This window comes from Streptomyces sp. JH002 (assembly GCF_050916115.1).
In the GTDB taxonomy this organism is placed as follows: domain Bacteria; phylum Actinomycetota; class Actinomycetes; order Streptomycetales; family Streptomycetaceae; genus Streptomyces; species Streptomyces xiamenensis.
This window is the reverse complement of the sequence record NZ_CP087989.1, coordinates 3,940,669-3,956,715: the sequence shown is the minus strand read 5'-3', so window position 1 is coordinate 3,956,715 and position 16,047 is coordinate 3,940,669. Positions and strand designations below refer to the sequence as shown.

Sequence of the window (16,047 nt, the reverse complement as noted above, 5' to 3'; positions counted from 1 at the left end):
CTCAGAGAAGCTCGGTCACGGTGCCGCCGGCCGCGGTGATCTTCTCCTTGGCGGAGCCGGAAACGGCGTCGACCGTCACCGTCAGCGCCACCGAGATGTCACCGGAGCCGAGGACCTTCACCAGCTCGTTCTTCCGCACCGCGCCCTTGGCCACGAGGTCGGCGACGGTCACGTCGCCACCCTCGGGGTACAACTGCGCCAGCTTCTCCAGGTTGACGACCTGGAACTGCTTGTGGTTCGGGTTGTTGAAGCCCTTGAGCTTGGGCAGCCGCATGTACAGCGGCAGCTGCCCGCCCTCGAAGCCCGCCCGCACCTGGTACCGGGCCTTGGTGCCCTTGGTACCGCGACCGGCGGTCTTGCCCTTGGACGCCTCACCACGACCCACGCGGATCTTGGTGGTCTTGGCGCCCGGCGCGGGCCGCAGGTGGTGCAGCTTCAGCGGCGTGCCGCTGTTCTCTTCCTGCGCCATGTCAGTTGACCTCCTCGACCGTCACCAGGTGACGCACCGAGCGGAGCATGCCGCGGAACTCCGGGCGGTCGTCCTTGACGACCACGTCGTTGATCCGCTTCAGGCCCAGCGAGCGCAGCGTGTCCCGGTGGTTCTGCTTGCTGCCGATGTAGGACTTGACCTGGGTGATCTTCAGCTGCGCCATTACGCACTCACCCCGGCACGGGCCCGCAGCAGAGCGGCGGGAGCCACGTCCTCCAGCGGCAGACCACGGCGGGCGGCGATCTCCTCGGGGCGCTGCAGGCCCCGCAGAGCGGCCACCGTGGCGTGCACGATGTTGATCGGGTTCGACGAACCGAGCGACTTGCTCAGCACGTCGTGGATGCCCGCGCACTCCAGCACGGCGCGCACCGGGCCACCGGCGATCACACCGGTACCGGGGGACGCCGGCTTGAGCAGTACGACACCCGCGGCCTCCTCACCCTGGATCGGGTGCGGAATGGTGCCCTGGATACGGGGGACCTTGAAGAAGTGCTTCTTGGCCTCCTCCACACCCTTGGCGATGGCGGCCGGCACCTCCTTGGCCTTGCCGTAACCGACACCCACGGTGCCGTCACCGTCGCCCACCACGACCAGCGCGGTGAAGCTGAAGCGACGACCACCCTTCACAACCTTGGCGACGCGGTTGATCGCGACGACACGCTCGACGTACGCGGTCTTCTCGGCGGCAGCGCCACCGTCCCGACCCTTACGGTCCCGTCGCTCGCCGCCACCGGCGCCGCCACCGCGGCGCTGGGGTCCAGCCATTGGAATTACCTCTCTCGAATCAGTCGACGGAACCGGCTCAGAACTTGAGCCCCGCCTCACGGGCGGCGTCCGCGAGCGCGGCCACGCGCCCGGCGTACCTGTTGCCGCCACGGTCGAAGACCACGGCGTCGATGCCCGCGGCCTTGGCCCGCTCGGCGACCAGCGCACCGACCTTCTTGGCCTTGTCGCTCTTGTCGCCCTCGTTCCCGCGGATGGAGACATCCAGGGAGGAGGCCGACGCCAGCGTGTGACCCTCGATGTCGTCGATGACCTGGGCCACCATGTGACGGTTCGAGCGGGTCACGACCAGGCGCGGACGCACGGCGGTGCCGGAGACCTTCTTGCGGATCCGCAGGTGACGCCGCTTGTTCGCCGTACGCTTACGGGCATCGCCCTTGGCGATCTTGATGCCGTATGCCATGGCTTACTTACCAGCCTTTCCGACCTTGCGGCGGATGACCTCGCCCGCGTACTTGACGCCCTTGGCCTTGTACGGGTCGGGCTTGCGCAGCTTGCGGATCTTCGCGGCGACCTCGCCGACCTTCTGCTTGTCGATCCCCTGAACACTGAGCTTCGTGGGCGAGTCCACCTTGAAGGTGATGCCCTCGGGAGCCTCGACCAGGATCGGGTGGCTGTAGCCGAGGGAGAACTCCAGGTTGGAGCCCTTCGCGGCCACGCGGTAACCGACACCGCTGATTTCGAGGTCCTTGCTGTACCCATCGGTCACGCCGATGATCAGGTTCGCCACCAGCGTGCGGGACAGGCCGTGCAGGGACTTGTTCCGGTTCTCGTCGTTCGGGCGGGAGACGACGATGGTGCCGTCCTCGCTCCGCTCGACATCGATAGGCGCGGCGACCGTGTGCGAGAGGGAACCCTTGGGGCCCTTCACCGCAACCGTACGGCCGTCGATGGTGACGTCCACACCGGCGGGAACCTGGATGGGGAGCTTGCCGATACGCGACATGGCTATCCGTTCCCTTCCGTTACCAGACGTAGGCGAGGACTTCCCCACCCACGCCCTTCTTCTGAGCCTGCTGACCGGTCAGGAGACCGTTGGACGTGGAGATGATCGCCACGCCCAGGCCACCCAGCACGCGGGGCAGGTTGGTGGACTTCGCGTAGACCCGCAGGCCCGGCTTCGAGATCCGCTTGATGCCGGCGATCGAACGCTCGCGGTTCGGGCCGTACTTCAGCTCGAGCACGAGGGCCTGGCCCACGGGGGCCTCCTCGGTCTTCCAGCCGGTGATGTAGCCCTCCTGCTGGAGGATCTCCGCGATGTGGGTCTTGATCTTGCTCTGCGGCATCACGACGGTGTCGTGGTACGCCGAGTTGGCGTTCCGCAGACGAGTCAGCATGTCTGCGATGGGGTCGGTCATGGTCATGAGACGGCCTTCGGCCTCTCTCACCGGGGTTTCTCCGGGGCCGCCCCGTACGGATGTGTACGGGGCCGGCCCCAAAGACCTACGGCGTAGTAGTGATTACCAGGAGCTCTTGGTGACGCCCGGCAGTTCGCCGCGGTGCGCCATCTCGCGAAGGCACACGCGGCACAGGCCGAACTTGCGGTACACGGAGTGCGGCCGTCCGCAGCGCTGGCAACGGGTGTAACCGCGCACCGCGAACTTCGGCTTGCGCCCGGCCTTCTGGATCAGGGCCTTCTTCGCCATGGCTCACGCCTCCTTGAACGGGAAACCGAGGTGACGCAGCAGGGCGCGGCCCTCCTCGTCGGTGGTCGCCGTGGTCACCACGGTGATGTCCATGCCCCGGACCCGGTCGATCTTGTCCGGGTCGATCTCGTGGAACATGACCTGCTCGGTCAGACCGAAGGTGTAGTTGCCCCGGCCGTCGAACTGCTTCGGGGACAGGCCCCGGAAGTCGCGGATGCGCGGCAGCGCCAGCGACAGCAGACGGTCCAGGAACTCCCACATCCGGTCACCGCGCAGCGTGGTGTGCGCGCCGATCGGCTGGCCCTCACGCAGCTTGAACTGCGCGATGGACTTGCGGGCCTTGGTGACGGAAGGCTTCTGGCCGGTGATCGTGGCGAGGTCGCGGATGGCGCCCTCGATCAGCTTGGAGTCGCGGGCGGCGTCGCCCACACCCATGTTGACCACGATCTTGGTCAGGCCCGGGATCTGCATGACGTTCTCGTAGGAGAACTGCTCGTGCAGCTTGCCGGCGATCTCTTCGCGGTAGCGCGTCTTCAGACGCGGGATCGCGGTGGTGGCAGTGGCAGTCATCAGATGTCCTCACCGGTTCGCCGGGCAACGCGGATCTTGTTGCCCTCGTCGTCGAAGCGGTAGCCGACACGGGTGACGACCTTCTTGCCGTCCTTCTCCACGATGAGCTGAACATTGCTCACGTGAATCGGGGCTTCGGTCGTCACGATGCCGCCGGTCTTCGACCCACGAGCCGTCTGACCGGCCTTCGTGTGCTTCTTGACCCGGTTGACACCCTCGACCAGGACCCGGTCCTCGCGGGGGAAGGCCACGATGACCTTGCCCTGCTTGCCCTTGTCCTTTCCGGTGATGACCTGGACCAGGTCGCCCTTCTTGATCTTCATCGGTTACAGCACCTCCGGCGCGAGGGAGATGATCTTCATGAACTTCTTCTCGCGCAGCTCACGGCCGACCGGGCCGAAGATACGGGTGCCGCGGGGGTCACCGTCGTTCTTCAGAATGACGGCGGCGTTCTCGTCGAAGCGGATGTACGAGCCATCCGGACGCCGGCGCTCCTTGACGGCGCGCACGATGACGGCCTTGACGACGTCACCCTTCTTCACGTTGCCACCGGGGATCGCGTCCTTGACGGTGGCGACAATGACGTCCCCGATGCCCGCGTAGCGGCGACCCGAGCCACCGAGAACGCGGATGCAAAGGATTTCCTTCGCGCCCGTGTTGTCGGCGACGCGCAGTCGCGACTCCTGCTGGATCATGGTTACTTCGCCTTCTCTAGGATCTCGACGACGCGCCACCGCTTGGTGGCGGACAGCGGCCGGGTCTCCATCAGGAGCACGCGGTCACCGATGCCTGCGGCATTCTGCTCGTCGTGCGCCTTGAGCTTGTTGGTCCGGCGGATGATCTTGCCGTAGAGCGCGTGCTTGACGCGGTCCTCAACAGCGACAACGACGGTCTTGTCCATCTTGTCGCTGACGACCAGACCCTCACGGGTCTTCCGCCGGCCGCGCTCCGCCTCGGAGGTCGGGGTCGTCTCAGTCACATTCTTCTCACTCATCAGGCGCTCTCCACCGTCTCCACCGAGGCCTCGATGCCGAGCTCGCGCTCGCGCATCAGCGTGTAGATCCGGGCGATGTCCTTGCGGACGGCCTTGAGCCGGCTGTTGTTCTCCAGCTGTCCGGTCGCCGACTGGAAGCGGAGCCGGAACAGCTCCTCCTTGGCCTCACGCAGCTTCCCAACGAGTTCCTCGCTGTTCAGCTCGCGCAGCTCCGAAACCTTGGTTCCGGTCGCCATCACGCCTCACCTGCCTCGCGCCGAACGATCCGGCACTTCATCGGAAGCTTGTGAGCAGCGCGGATCAGCGCCTCACGAGCAATCTTCTCGTTGGGGTAGGACAGCTCGAACATCACCCGTCCGGGCTTGACGTTCGCGACCCACCACTCCGGCGAACCCTTACCGGAACCCATGCGGGTCTCGGCGGGCTTCTTGGTCAGCGGGCGGTCGGGGTAGATGTTGATCCACACCTTTCCGCCACGCTTGATGTGCCGGGTCATCGAGATACGTGCGGCCTCGATCTGCCGGTTGGTGACGTACGCGGCGGTGACGGCCTGGATGCCGTACTCGCCGAATGCCACCTCGGTACCACCCTTGGCCATACCCGAGCGCTTCGGGTGGTGCTGCTTGCGGTGCTTGACCCTGCGGGGGATCAGCATGACGGTCAGCCCTCCGTTCCGGTGCTCTCGGCAGCCGGAGCGGCAGCGGCGGGAGCCTCGGCCTTGGGAGCCTCGGCACCGGCGCTCTGCTGCTGCGGCTTGCGGCCGCGGCCACCACGCTCGCCACGACCACCCCGCGCGGGACGGTCGCCGGCGCCACCACCGCGCGACGGGCGGTTGCCCGCCCGGGCGGCGGCGTTCTCCGCGCGGACCTCGGCGATGTTCTTGACGTCGCCCTTGTAGATCCAGACCTTCACGCCGATGCGACCAAAGGTGGTACGGGCCTCGAAGAAGCCGTAGTCCACGTTCGCGCGCAGGGTGTGCAGGGGAACCCGGCCCTCGCGGTAGAACTCGGAGCGGGACATCTCGGCGCCGCCGAGACGGCCACCGCACTGGATCTTGATGCCCTTGGCGCCGGCCTTCATCGTGCTCTGCATCGACTTGCGCATCGCACGGCGGAAGGAGACACGGGAGGACAGCTGCTCGGCGACCGCCTGGGCCACCAGCTGGGCGTCCAGCTCGGGGTTCTTGACCTCGAGGATGTTGAACTGGATCTGCTTGCCGGTCAGCTTCTCCAGGTTGCCCCGCAGGCGGTCGGCCTCGGCGCCGCGGCGGCCGATGACGATGCCCGGGCGGGCGGTGTGGACGTCGACGCGGACCCGGTCACGGGTGCGCTCGATCTCCACCTTGGAGATGCCGGCCCGCTCCATGCCCTGGGTGAGCATGCGGCGGATGGCGACGTCTTCCTTGACGTAGTCCTTGTAAAGCTTGTCGGCGTACCAGCGCGACTTGAAGTCGGTTGTGATGCCGAGGCGGAACCCATGCGGGTTTACCTTCTGGCCCATTACCGGGTCCCTTCCTTGCTGCTGACGACCACGGTGATGTGGCTGGTCCGCTTACGGATCCGGTAGGCCCGGCCCTGAGCGCGCGGCTGGAACCGCTTCAGGGTCGGACCCTCGTCGACGTACGCCTCACTGATGTAGAGGCTGTCGATGTCCGTGTGGTCGTAGTTGTGCGCGGCGTTGGCGATGGCGCTGTCGAGCACCTTCCCCACCGGCACGCTCGCGGCCTGCGGCGCAAAGCGCAGGATCGCCTGAGCCTCCGCGGCATTGAGCCCACGGATGAGGTCCACCACCCGGCGGGCCTTCATGGGCGTGACGCGGATGTGCCGCGCACGGGCCATGGCGTCCATGGTTGTCCCTTCGGTGTCGGTCATGGTCATTCACGCCCGCCTCAGCGGCGGCGCGACTTCCGGTCGTCCTTGACGTGGCCCCGGAAGGTGCGCGTCGGCGCGAACTCGCCGAGCTTGTGGCCGACCATCGACTCGGTGACGAACACCGGGACGTGCTTGCGGCCGTCGTGCACCGCGATGGTGTGCCCCAGCATGGCCGGGATGATCATCGAGCGGCGAGACCAGGTCTTGATGACGTTCTTGGTGCCTGCTTCGTTCTGCGTGTCCACCTTCTTGATCAGGTGGTCGTCGACGAAGGGCCCCTTCTTGAGACTGCGCGGCATGTTCTCGCCAGCTCCTAGCGCTTCTTGTTCGTCTTGCGGCGGCGGACGATGTACTTGTTGCTGGCCTTCTTCGGCGAGCGCGTACGACCTTCCTTCTTGCCCCAGGGCGAAACCGGGTGGCGACCACCCGAGGTCCGGCCCTCGCCACCACCGTGGGGGTGGTCAACGGGGTTCATCACCACACCGCGGACGGTCGGGCGAACGCCCTTCCAGCGCATACGGCCGGCCTTGCCCCAGTTGATGTTCGACTGCTCGGCGTTGCCGACCTCACCAACAGTGGCGCGGCAGCGGATGTCGACCAGCCGGATCTCACCGGAGGGCATCCGGAGGTGCGCCATGCGCCCCTCCTTCGCCAGCAGCTGCACGGAGGCACCGGCGGAGCGGGCGAACTTCGCACCGCCACCGGGCTGCAGCTCGATGGCGTGGATGACCGTACCGACCGGGATGTTGCGCAGCGGCAGGTTGTTGCCGGGCTTGATGTCGGCACCGGGGCCGTTCTCAATCCGGTCACCCTGCTTGAGGTGCGCGGGGGCGATGATGTACCGCTTCTCGCCGTCCGCGTAGTGCAGGAGGGCGATACGGGCGGTGCGGTTGGGGTCGTACTCGATGTGCGCGACCTTGGCCGGCACACCGTCCTTGTCGTGCCGACGGAAGTCGATCAGGCGGTAGGCACGCTTGTGGCCGCCACCCTGGTGGCGGACGGTCACACGACCGGCGTTGTTACGGCCGCCCTTGCTGTGCAGCGGGCGGACCAGCGACTTCTCCGGCGTGGACCGCGTGATCTCGACGAAGTCGGCGACACTGGCGCCACGACGGCCCGGAGTCGTCGGCTTGTACTTGCGGATTCCCATTTCTCAGTCCTCGTCCGATATCGGACGACTCGGCCTCCGCTAGGAGACCGGGCCGCCGAAGATGTCGATGCTGTCGCCCTCGGCGAGGGTCACGATGGCGCGCTTGGTGTTCGCGCGCTTGCCGTAACCGGTGCGGGTGCGCTTGCGCTTGCCCTGCCGGTTGATCGTGTTGACCCCGGTGACCTTGACCGAGAAGACCTCTTCGACGGCCTGCTTGATCTGGGTCTTGTTGGCGCGCGGGTCGACGATGAACGTGTACTTGTTCTCATCGAGGAGCGCGTAGCTCTTCTCCGACACCACCGGCTTGATCAGAAGATCGCGGGGGTCCGAGAACTCCTTGCTGCTGACCGGGGTGGCGATCGCGTCGCTCATCAGGCGTCGCTCCCTTCGAGCTGCTTGTCGAACGTCACCTTGGCCTCGCCGGCCACGAAACGGTCGAAGGCGGCCTTGGTGAAGACGACATCGTCGGAGTCGACCACGTCGTACGTGTTCAGCTGACCCGGGTCCAGGATGTGCACCTGGGGCAGGTTGCGGGCGGCCAGCCAGCCGGCCTCGTCCGAGCGCTCGATGACCAGCAGGACCTTCTTGCGGTCGCTGATCTTGCCGAGCAGGGTCTTGACCGCCTTGGTGGAGATCAGACCCTCGGCGATCACGCCGGTCACGACGTGAATGCGCTCGTGGCGGGCCCGGTCCGAGAGGGCACCGCGCAGGGCGGCGGCCTTCATCTTCTTCGGGGTCCGCTGGCTGTAGTCGCGCGGCACGGGGCCGTGGACGACGCCACCGCCGGCGAACTGCGGCGCACGGGTCGAACCCTGGCGGGCGCGGCCGGTGCCCTTCTGGCGGTAAGGCTTCTTGCCACCGCCGCGGACTTCGCCGCGCGTCTTGGTCTTGTGCGTACCCTGTCGGGCCGCGGCCTGCTGGGCGATGACGACCTGGTGGATCAGCGGAATGCTGACCTTGGCGTCGAAGATCTCCGCGGGGAGCTCGACGGTACCGGTCTTCTCGCCGGCGGGCGAAAGAATGTCAACGGTGCTCATTGGTTACCCTCAGGCCCCCTTGGCCGCGGTGCGGACCAGGACGAGGCCGCCGTTCGGACCGGGAACCGCGCCCTTGATGAGCAGCAGCCCCTTCTCCGCGTCAACGGCGTGGACGGTCAGGTTCTGGGTGGTGACCCGCTCGTTGCCCATCCGGCCCGCCATGCGCAGGCCCTTGAAGACACGACCCGGGGTGGCGCAGCCACCGATGGAGCCGGGCGAGCGGTGCTTGCGCTGCGTGCCGTGCGAGGCGCCGAGACCGGCGAAGCCGTGGCGCTTCATAACGCCGGCGAAGCCCTTGCCCTTGCTCTTGCCGGTCACATCGACCTTGACGCCGGAGTCGAACGCCTCGGCCGTGATCTCCTGGCCCAGGGTGTACTCGGCGGCGTCAGCGGTCCGCAGCTCGACCAGGTGGCGGCGCGGGGTGACATCGGCCTTGGCGAAGTGGCCCTTGAGGGGGCGGTTCACCTTGCGCGGGTCGATCTCGCCGAACGCGATCTGGACGGCTTCGTAGCCGTCCCTGTCGTTGGTGCGCACCTGGGTGACGATGCAGGGTCCGGCCTTGACGACGGTCACCGGGACGACACGGTTGTTCTCGTCCCAGACCTGGGTCATGCCGAGCTTCTCGCCCAGGACACCCTTGATCTGCTTGGTCATCTCTCCCGCGCCTCTCAGAGCTTGATCTCGATGTCGACGCCGGCCGGAAGGTCCAGGCGCATCAGCGAGTCAACGGTCTTGGGGGTCGGGTCGAGGATGTCGATCAGACGCTTGTGGGTGCGCATCTCGAAGTGCTCGCGCGAGTCCTTGTACTTGTGCGGCGACTTGATGACGCAGTACACGTTCTTCTCAGTGGGCAGCGGCACCGGGCCCGCGACCGACGCACCAGTGCGGGTCACCGTCTCGACGATCTTCTTCGCCGAGTTGTCGATGACCTCGTGGTCGTAGGCCTTGAGCCGGATGCGGATCTTCTGTCCCGCCATGGCTACTTCGTAGTCCTGTCTCTATCGTTTAACGCCCTGGAACCTGGCTTCCGCGCTCCCCCGCCCCGACCCACGCGGTCGGGTGTGTCGCGCTCCTCGCGTGAATCAACCACGAAGGTTTCTCCGGGGAGGAGGGTGGGGATGACTTCCACCAGGTGCCTGGCCGGACCCCCGCCCACGCTTCCCGGAAGATCCCGGTATTTCCGCACCTCAACGGGCGCGACGAATACAGTGGGACTCGCTTCCGGTCCTCCCGGCGGGAGGCGCGCGGCATCGGCTCCGGGCCGAGCAACCTGCTCAGTGTGCCATACCGGACACTCCCCTCGCCAATCGCGCGGGGTCGCTCAACCGTCCCCGGGGGCCCGCTGTGGTATGTGCAGCCGCAGCACGGCGCGTTCGGCCCACTCGGGCGGCTTCGTCAGCAGCGAGACACCCGCCATGACGGCGAACGCCAGCGGTACGGTCCAGGCGGCCGGCTGCGCCAGCAGCACGGTCAGCCAGCCGGGGTGCGGCCCGGTGAGCACGGAGGCCAGCGCGGCGCCGGTCGCGGCGCACACCCCGGCCACCAGACCGGCGGCGGCACCGGGCACGGTCAGCCCGCGCCACCATATCCCCAGCACCAGCAGCGGGCAGAAGGTGGAGGCCGCCACCGCGAACGCCCAGCCGACCAGCACATTGATGTCGACCCGCTCGGCGGGCAGCGACAGGCCCACCGCGACCAGCGCCCCCGCCGCCACCGCCAGCCGCAGCCGGGGCACCGAGGAGCGCGACAGATCGTGCGAGAGCCCGCCGGCCAGGGCCAGCAGCAGCCCCGAGGAGGTGGACAGGACGGCGGCGAACGCCCCCGCCGCCACCAGCGCGGTGAGCACCGCGCCCCACTGGCCGGGCACCATGGCGCCCGGCAGCACGACGGTGACCTGGTCGGTGTGCCCCTCGGTGATCAACTCGGCCGCGAACACCCGGCCCAGCAGCCCGTACACGGCGGGGAAGAGATAGAAGAGCCCCAGCAGGACGATGACCCCCACCGCCACCCGGCGGGCGATCCGGGCGGTGGCGCTGGTGTGGAACCGCATGATCACATGCGGTAGTCCGACCGCGCCCAGCGTGGTCGCCAGCAGCACCGACCAGGTGGCGAGCAGCGGCTGGCCCGAGTTGTGGATGTCCAGCAGCGGCCGGGACCAGGTGCCGGCGTCCACCCGCAGGGCAAGCTCGCGCCCCGGCTCCCCCGCGCGTACCAGCAGCACCAGCGCGGGCACCGCGATGAAGACGAGCTTCACCACGTAGTGGAACGCCTGCACATAGGTGGCCGCCCGCATCCCGCCCACCGCGATGGAGGAGCTGACGACCACCCCGGCGAGCACCACCCCCACCCAGTACGGCGTCCCGCTCACCAGGTGCAGCACCACCCCGGCGCCCTTGAACTGCGGGATCAGATACAGCCACATGATCACCAGCACGATCAGGGCGCACAGTTTGCGGATCGCCCGCGAGCCCAGCCGGTAGTCGGCGAAGTCGGGCACCGTGTACGCGCCCGAGCGCCGCATCGGCCCGGCCACCAGGGCGGCGACCGCGACGTACCCGGCGGTGAAGCCGACCGCCCACCACAGCGAGCCGACGCCGTTCTTCAGCATCAGCCCGGCCAGGCCCAGCACGGAGGCGGCCGAGACGTACTCACCGGCGATCGCCATGGCGTTCCAGCCGGGGCTGATCTGCTGGGAGGCGACGAGGAAGTCGGGGGTGCTGCGGGCCGCCCGCACCCCGTACACCCCGATGACCACACTGCTCAGGAAGAGCAGCGAGATGGCGAGCAGCGAGATCACGGCGCGCGATCCTCGATGCGCTCGGCGGCCCGTACGTGCAGCACGGCGATCACCAGCAGCAGCGGGTAGCTGCCGCCCATGAGCACCACCCAGGACAGTGGGGCGGGCAGCAGCCACAGCAGCCCGGAGAGCCCGGACAGCAGGCCGCCGAGCAGGAGCACGGTCCGCAGGGCGAGCCGCCGCTGCCGCCGGAAGAGCGCGCGGGCGGCCTCGGTGTCCGCCTCGGAGTCCGGGGAGGGCAGCGGCAGCAGATGCTGGGCGGGCCGGTGCCTGCGGGCCAGGGCGACCCGGGTCTGCGGACTGGTGACCCGCACCCGGCCACCGCCGCTCACCGGCCGGCCCCGTTCGCGTCCGCGCTCACGAACCCTCCCGCACGGCCGACAGCAGCCGCTCCTTGAGCGCGCGGGCGTGCCGGCGGCTCACCGGTACGTCCCCGGCCGGGGTGTGCGCCAGCAGCCCGGAGGAGGAACCGGCCCGCAGGTCGCGCACCCAGTGGATCGCGACGAGGTAGCCGCGGTGCACCCGTACGAAGCCGGCCGGGCCCCACACGGACTCCAGGTGGGAGAGCGCCAGCCGGATCAGATGCACTCCGCCGCCGGTGTGCAGCCGTACGTAGTCGCCGTGCGCCTCCACGAAGTAGACGTCGTCGCGCCGCACGAAGAAGATGTGCCGTCCGGTGTCGATCCGCACCACCGCGAGCTCGTCGGCGGCCGGCTCGGGCACCCGGGCGGCGCGGACCCGGGCGACGGCCTCGGCCAGCCGCTCGTCGCGCACCGGCTTGAGCAGATAGTCGACGGCGCCCATCTCCCCGGCCTCTTCGCGGTGCGCCTCGGAGGCGGTGACGAAGACGAGGACGGGCGGCTCGGAGAGCATGTTGAGCACCCGGCCCACCTCGACGCCGCTGAGCCCCGGCATGGAGACGTCGAGGAAGACCGCGTCGAACCCCTCGGTGCCCAGCAGCCGGACGGCGGTCTCCCCGCTGTCCGCGGCCAGGACGTCGTCGACCCCCTCGACTGTGTGCAGCACCTGGACCAGCTCGCGCCGGGTGGCGCCCTCGTCCTCCACGACCAGCACCCGCAGCCCCTGCCGCCCGGTCATCCGGTCACCACCCCGCGGCGGAACCGGGGCACCCGGACCACGACCTTGGTGCCGTTGCCGGGGGCGGTCTCGATGACGAGGCCGTACTCGGCGCCGTAGACGGCCCGCAGCCGCTGGTCGACGTTGGCGAGCCCGACGCTGCGGCTGGGCGGGCCGGTCCCGGCCAGTACCCCCTGGGCGAACTCCGGATCCATCCCCACCCCGTCGTCCTCCACCTCGATGACGCACAGCGGTCCCTCGGCGAATCCGGAGACCGATATGCCGCCGGTGCCGGTCTTGGGTTCCAGGCCGTGCCGTACGGCGTTCTCGACCAGCGGCTGGATCACCAGGAAGGGGATGGCGACGGCGAGGATGTCGGGGGCCATCCGCACCATGAGTTCCATCCGGTCGTCGAACCGGGCGCGCTGGAGTTCGAGATAGGTCTGTACGGCCTGCAACTCGTCGGCGACGGTGGCGTAGTCGCCCCGGACGGCGAAGCTGTAGCGCAGGTAGTCGGCGAAGTCGTGCAGCAACTCCCTGGCCCGCTCCGGCTCGGTGCGGATCCGGGCCCCGATGACGGCCAGCGCGTTGTGCAGGAAGTGCGGCGAGATCTGGGCGCGCAGCGTGCGCAGATCGGCCTGGGCTATCCGGCCCCGGGCGCGGCGCAGCGCGGCGTGGTCGAGGGAGCGCGCCACCAGCGCGCCCACCGGGGCGAGCGCTTCCTCCGCGCCGCCGCGCATCACCAGCGCCCCCGACAGTTCCCCGGCCACCAGCAGGGGCACCGCCGCCCACGGACCGCGCTGGACGGCGCCGCCCTGCTCGTACGCGAGCGCGAGGACCTCCCGCACCCCCTCCCCCGCCGTCCCGGCGGAGGCCACCGGTCCGTCGAGGTCGGCGAGCACCACCACCTCGGCGCCCAGCAGCCCGCGCAGCCGCCGCACGGCGCGCCCGGTCCCCCGCCCGTACAGGCCGTCGCGCAGCCCGGAGTCGACCCCCCGTACGCCCTCCAGCACCCGCACCACATCGCCCCCCGCCACCCCCCGGCCCCACCTGCGCCATCGCACCATGGCTGGCACGCTAACCCAGCCCCGTACGCCTGCTGAAGGCTCGTGCGCCCCCCTCATCCGTTTCCATGTCGCGGCCCGCTCGTTGAACGGTCGTATGCAGCACCCTCGGCGGACGCGGGAGAGTTTCTTGATCGCAACAGATGTGGTGAGCCAGCTGCTGGTTCAGCGATTCGGGGTCGCCGCGGCCAGAATCGGCGACGAGACGCCGCTCGCCGCGCTCGGCCTGGATTCCCTCGCCCTGGAGGAGCTGCGCCTGCTGATCGAGGACCGGCTGGACATCGATCTGGAGACGGTGGAGCTGACGCCGCGCGACACCGTGGGGAGACTGGTCGCCGTCGTCGGGCAGGAAGCCGTCGCCTGATGCCGGGCCGGCAGCCGCCGTTCGAGGCGGCGGTCACGGGGCTCGGCCTGGTGACCGCGGCCGGTGCGGGGGCGAAGGCGACGTGGCACGCGGTGACCGGCGGGGCGCCTCCGGAGGGCGTTCGGCGGCCTCCCGAGCTGGCCGAGCTGCCCTGCGACTTCATGTACCTGAACACCGGCCTGGACCCGGCCGCGGTGCTCGGGACGGCGGCGCTGCGGCTGATGGACCGCTTCACGCAGCTGGCGGTGATCGCCGCCCGCGAGGCGGTGGCCGACGCCGGTCTGGACCCGGCCGCGTGGGACGGTGCCAGGGTCGCCGTGGTCATCGGCTCCGCGCACGGCGGTCTGCCGTTCTACGACGAGCAGCACACCGTCCTGGCCTCCCGTGGCACCCGGCGGGTGTCGCCCAAGCTGGCGCCGCTGACCGTGGTCAACGGCGCGGCCTCCGGCGTGGTCGCGGACCTGGGGGCGCTGGGCCCCAGCCTGGCCGTGTCCACCGCGTGCTCCTCGGGCACCGTGGCGCTGGGCACCGCGCACCAGATGCTGCGCTCGGGCGCCTGCGACATCGTCATCGCCGGCGGTGCCGAGTCGGTGCTCTCCCGGCTGCTGATCGCCAGCGCCTGCCGGCTGAGGGCGGTCTCGACCCGGCGCTCGGACCCGGCCACGGCCTGCCGCCCCTTCGACGCGGACCGGGACGGGTTTGTGGTGGGCGAGGGGGCGGGGCTGCTGGTGCTGGAGCGCCCCGAGCACGCGCGGGCGCGCGGGGCCGCCGTACGCGCCGTGGTACGGGGCTACGGCGCCTCCTCCGACGCCTGCTCGGTGGTGGCCCCCGACCCGGAGGGCGCGGGCATCGAGCGGGCCCTGCGCACCGCGCTGGCGGACGCGGACCTGGCGGGCGCCGACGTGGACCATGTGAACGCGCACGGCACCTCCACGGTGCTGAACGACCTCATCGAGGGCCACGCCCTGTCCCGGGTGCTGGGCGACCGGCCGCTGGTGACCTCCACCAAGGCCGTCACCGGGCACACCCTGGGCGCCGCGGGCGGCATCGAGACCGCGCTGACCGTCCTGGCCCTGGAGGAGCAGACGGTTCCCCCGACCGTCAATCTCGCGACGCCCGACCCCGGGCTCCCGCCCGGCCTCGACCTGGTCCGCGGCGCCGCCCGCCGGGCCCATCTGCGGTGCGCGGTGAAGACCTCGCTCGGCTTCGGGGGCCACAACGCCGCGCTCGTCCTGACCCGTGACTGACCGGGAGCACCCATGCCCGACGAGGTGATCCGCTCCCTGACGGTGAGCGGCGTCCCGTACACCTACCGGCTGCTGCGGCGTTCCGGCCACGACGGCTCCGGCGCCCGTACCCAGCCCGTCCTGGTCATCGGCGGGGCGCTGCAGGGGATGGGCGGCTGGCAGCAGCTGGAGAACGTCCTGGGGCCGGTGGCCGACGTGGTGACCGCGGACCTGCCCGGCATGGGCGGCGCGGCACCGCTGCCGCCCGGGCCCAGCCACGACCTGCTGTGCCGGGCGCTGGAGGGCATCCTGGACGATCTGCGCTACGAGCGGGTCAACGTCTTCGGCTTCTCCTACGGGGCGGGCCTGGCCCACGGCTGCGCGCGGCGCTTTCCGCACCGGGTGGCGCGCATGATGCTGGGCGGTGTCCCGGCGCACATCGGTGACGCGCTGGTGCGGGCGGTGCGGCGGGCCCAGTGGTCCCTGGCGCGCGGGGACGCGGAGTCGTTCGCCGAGCAGACCGCGGCCGTGATGCTGTGCCTGGACGAGAGCCGGCACGTCACGCGGCGGGCGCTGGCCTACCGCTACGTACGGCGGTCCCTGCTGCACACCGCCCGGCACTCTCCGCATCTGGGGGAGTCGCTGCGGCGCGCCCTGACCGAGCCGGCCGACTTCTCCGGCGGCCCCACCGGCGTCCCGACGCTGGTCTTCAGCGGTGAGCACGACACGGTCACCTCGGCGGAGCGGCAGCGGGCCTTCGCCGAGCGGATCGGCGCCCGCCGCTTTCTCACCATCCCGGACGCCGACCACTGGGTGGTGCTGGAACGCGCCCGGGACACCGCCGACCTGGCGGCCCGCTTCTTCACCGACCGCCCGCTCGCCGACGCCCCGTGCCTGCGCCGGGTGCCGCGCGAGCACGGCGAGCGGCCCGCCCCCGTACCGTCCGGGGCGGGCCGCCGCTGAGCACTGCCGGGCTCG

28 protein-coding genes are annotated in these 16,047 nt (G+C 69.9%); 3 read left to right on the top strand and 25 right to left on the bottom strand.

What is annotated here, in order from left to right; translation table 11 throughout:
* Nucleotide 1 precedes the first annotated feature (1 nt).
* From rplO to H7827_RS17970, 25 genes are all read right to left on the bottom strand, one after another.
* On the bottom strand, nt 2-469 hold the full coding sequence (gene rplO, locus H7827_RS18090) for a 50S ribosomal protein L15 (RefSeq protein ID WP_386541065.1): 468 nt from the start codon (nt 467-469) through the stop codon (nt 2-4).
* Between the two features lies 1 nt (nt 470).
* Nucleotides 471-653, bottom strand: coding sequence for a 50S ribosomal protein L30 (gene rpmD, locus H7827_RS18085; protein ID WP_030736265.1), 183 nt, complete (start codon nt 651-653; stop codon nt 471-473).
* Complete coding sequence (gene rpsE, locus H7827_RS18080; RefSeq protein ID WP_016473411.1) at nt 653-1,255, bottom strand: 30S ribosomal protein S5; 603 nt, start codon at nt 1,253-1,255, stop codon at nt 653-655. Before rpsE ends, rpmD begins: the two co-directional genes overlap by 1 nt.
* A gap of 37 nt (nt 1,256-1,292) precedes the next feature.
* Nucleotides 1,293-1,676 (bottom strand): 50S ribosomal protein L18, encoded by a 384-nt coding sequence (gene rplR, locus H7827_RS18075; protein WP_386541068.1) that lies wholly within the window; start codon nt 1,674-1,676, stop codon nt 1,293-1,295.
* Nucleotides 1,677-1,679: 3 nt separating this feature from the next.
* On the bottom strand, nt 1,680-2,219 hold the full coding sequence (gene rplF, locus H7827_RS18070; protein ID WP_030736271.1) for a 50S ribosomal protein L6: 540 nt from the start codon (nt 2,217-2,219) through the stop codon (nt 1,680-1,682).
* A 19-nt stretch (nt 2,220-2,238) separates the two neighbouring features.
* A complete protein-coding gene (gene rpsH / locus H7827_RS18065; protein WP_432746511.1) occupies nt 2,239-2,637 on the bottom strand; it encodes a 30S ribosomal protein S8 in 399 nt (132 codons plus the stop codon).
* A 96-nt stretch (nt 2,638-2,733) separates the two neighbouring features.
* Nucleotides 2,734-2,919: a type Z 30S ribosomal protein S14 gene (locus H7827_RS18060; RefSeq protein ID WP_030736275.1), complete on the bottom strand. Its 186-nt coding sequence runs from the start codon at nt 2,917-2,919 to the stop codon at nt 2,734-2,736.
* A 3-nt stretch (nt 2,920-2,922) separates the two neighbouring features.
* Nucleotides 2,923-3,489 (bottom strand): 50S ribosomal protein L5, encoded by a 567-nt coding sequence (rplE, locus tag H7827_RS18055; protein WP_030736278.1) that lies wholly within the window; start codon nt 3,487-3,489, stop codon nt 2,923-2,925.
* A complete protein-coding gene (gene rplX / locus H7827_RS18050; protein WP_030736281.1) occupies nt 3,489-3,812 on the bottom strand; it encodes a 50S ribosomal protein L24 in 324 nt (107 codons plus the stop codon). Before rplX ends, rplE begins: the two co-directional genes overlap by 1 nt.
* A gap of 3 nt (nt 3,813-3,815) precedes the next feature.
* Complete coding sequence (gene rplN / locus H7827_RS18045) at nt 3,816-4,184, bottom strand: 50S ribosomal protein L14 (protein WP_019433424.1); 369 nt, start codon at nt 4,182-4,184, stop codon at nt 3,816-3,818.
* Between the two features lie 2 nt (nt 4,185-4,186).
* The gene (gene rpsQ / locus H7827_RS18040) at nt 4,187-4,483 is read right to left on the bottom strand and encodes a 30S ribosomal protein S17 (RefSeq protein WP_019433423.1); all 297 of its coding nucleotides are present in this window, start codon (nt 4,481-4,483) and stop codon (nt 4,187-4,189) included.
* Nucleotides 4,483-4,719 (bottom strand): 50S ribosomal protein L29, encoded by a 237-nt coding sequence (rpmC, locus tag H7827_RS18035; RefSeq protein WP_030736283.1) that lies wholly within the window; start codon nt 4,717-4,719, stop codon nt 4,483-4,485. The genes rpsQ and rpmC overlap by 1 nt, the downstream gene beginning before the upstream one ends.
* A complete protein-coding gene (rplP, locus tag H7827_RS18030) occupies nt 4,719-5,138 on the bottom strand; it encodes a 50S ribosomal protein L16 (protein ID WP_030736286.1) in 420 nt (139 codons plus the stop codon). Before rplP ends, rpmC begins: the two co-directional genes overlap by 1 nt.
* Before the next feature lie 5 nt (nt 5,139-5,143).
* Complete coding sequence (gene rpsC, locus H7827_RS18025) at nt 5,144-5,983, bottom strand: 30S ribosomal protein S3 (RefSeq protein WP_030736289.1); 840 nt, start codon at nt 5,981-5,983, stop codon at nt 5,144-5,146.
* Entirely contained in the window at nt 5,983-6,330 is a 348-nt protein-coding gene (rplV, locus tag H7827_RS18020; RefSeq protein WP_030736292.1) for a 50S ribosomal protein L22, read from the bottom strand. Before rplV ends, rpsC begins: the two co-directional genes overlap by 1 nt.
* Before the next feature lie 41 nt (nt 6,331-6,371).
* Nucleotides 6,372-6,653: a 30S ribosomal protein S19 gene (rpsS, locus tag H7827_RS18015; protein WP_030736295.1), complete on the bottom strand. Its 282-nt coding sequence runs from the start codon at nt 6,651-6,653 to the stop codon at nt 6,372-6,374.
* Between the two features lie 14 nt (nt 6,654-6,667).
* Nucleotides 6,668-7,504: a 50S ribosomal protein L2 gene (rplB, locus tag H7827_RS18010; protein WP_030736298.1), complete on the bottom strand. Its 837-nt coding sequence runs from the start codon at nt 7,502-7,504 to the stop codon at nt 6,668-6,670.
* A 39-nt stretch (nt 7,505-7,543) separates the two neighbouring features.
* Nucleotides 7,544-7,876, bottom strand: coding sequence for a 50S ribosomal protein L23 (gene rplW / locus H7827_RS18005; protein ID WP_030736301.1), 333 nt, complete (start codon nt 7,874-7,876; stop codon nt 7,544-7,546).
* Nucleotides 7,876-8,541, bottom strand: a complete 666-nt coding sequence (gene rplD, locus H7827_RS18000; RefSeq protein WP_030736304.1) for a 50S ribosomal protein L4 — start codon at nt 8,539-8,541, stop codon at nt 7,876-7,878. The genes rplW and rplD overlap by 1 nt, the downstream gene beginning before the upstream one ends.
* A 9-nt stretch (nt 8,542-8,550) precedes the next feature.
* Entirely contained in the window at nt 8,551-9,195 is a 645-nt protein-coding gene (rplC, locus tag H7827_RS17995; RefSeq protein ID WP_030736306.1) for a 50S ribosomal protein L3, read from the bottom strand.
* Between the two features lie 14 nt (nt 9,196-9,209).
* Nucleotides 9,210-9,518, bottom strand: a complete 309-nt coding sequence (rpsJ, locus tag H7827_RS17990) for a 30S ribosomal protein S10 (RefSeq protein ID WP_016473429.1) — start codon at nt 9,516-9,518, stop codon at nt 9,210-9,212.
* A 344-nt stretch (nt 9,519-9,862) separates the two neighbouring features.
* Entirely contained in the window at nt 9,863-11,338 is a 1,476-nt protein-coding gene (locus H7827_RS17985; RefSeq protein ID WP_386540307.1) for a cation acetate symporter, read from the bottom strand.
* Nucleotides 11,335-11,670 (bottom strand): hypothetical protein, encoded by a 336-nt coding sequence (locus H7827_RS17980; protein WP_432746504.1) that lies wholly within the window; start codon nt 11,668-11,670, stop codon nt 11,335-11,337. Before H7827_RS17980 ends, H7827_RS17985 begins: the two co-directional genes overlap by 4 nt.
* Before the next feature lie 25 nt (nt 11,671-11,695).
* A complete protein-coding gene (locus H7827_RS17975; protein ID WP_432746502.1) occupies nt 11,696-12,436 on the bottom strand; it encodes a LytR/AlgR family response regulator transcription factor in 741 nt (246 codons plus the stop codon).
* Entirely contained in the window at nt 12,433-13,482 is a 1,050-nt protein-coding gene (locus H7827_RS17970) for a sensor histidine kinase (RefSeq protein ID WP_234306951.1), read from the bottom strand. The genes H7827_RS17975 and H7827_RS17970 overlap by 4 nt, the downstream gene beginning before the upstream one ends.
* A 127-nt stretch (nt 13,483-13,609) precedes the next feature.
* On the opposite strand from H7827_RS17970, the gene H7827_RS17965 reads away from it, so the two are divergent.
* Genes H7827_RS17965 through H7827_RS17955 form a run of 3 tightly spaced genes read left to right on the top strand, consistent with a single transcriptional unit; the run spans nt 13,610 to nt 16,032 of the window.
* Complete coding sequence (locus H7827_RS17965) at nt 13,610-13,843, top strand: acyl carrier protein (RefSeq protein ID WP_030736316.1); 234 nt, start codon at nt 13,610-13,612, stop codon at nt 13,841-13,843.
* A complete protein-coding gene (locus H7827_RS17960; protein ID WP_432746500.1) occupies nt 13,843-15,090 on the top strand; it encodes a beta-ketoacyl-[acyl-carrier-protein] synthase family protein in 1,248 nt (415 codons plus the stop codon). The genes H7827_RS17965 and H7827_RS17960 overlap by 1 nt, the downstream gene beginning before the upstream one ends.
* 12 nt (nt 15,091-15,102) lie before the next feature.
* On the top strand, nt 15,103-16,032 hold the full coding sequence (locus H7827_RS17955) for an alpha/beta fold hydrolase (RefSeq protein ID WP_432746498.1): 930 nt from the start codon (nt 15,103-15,105) through the stop codon (nt 16,030-16,032).
* The last annotated feature ends 15 nt before the right edge of the window (nt 16,033-16,047 follow it).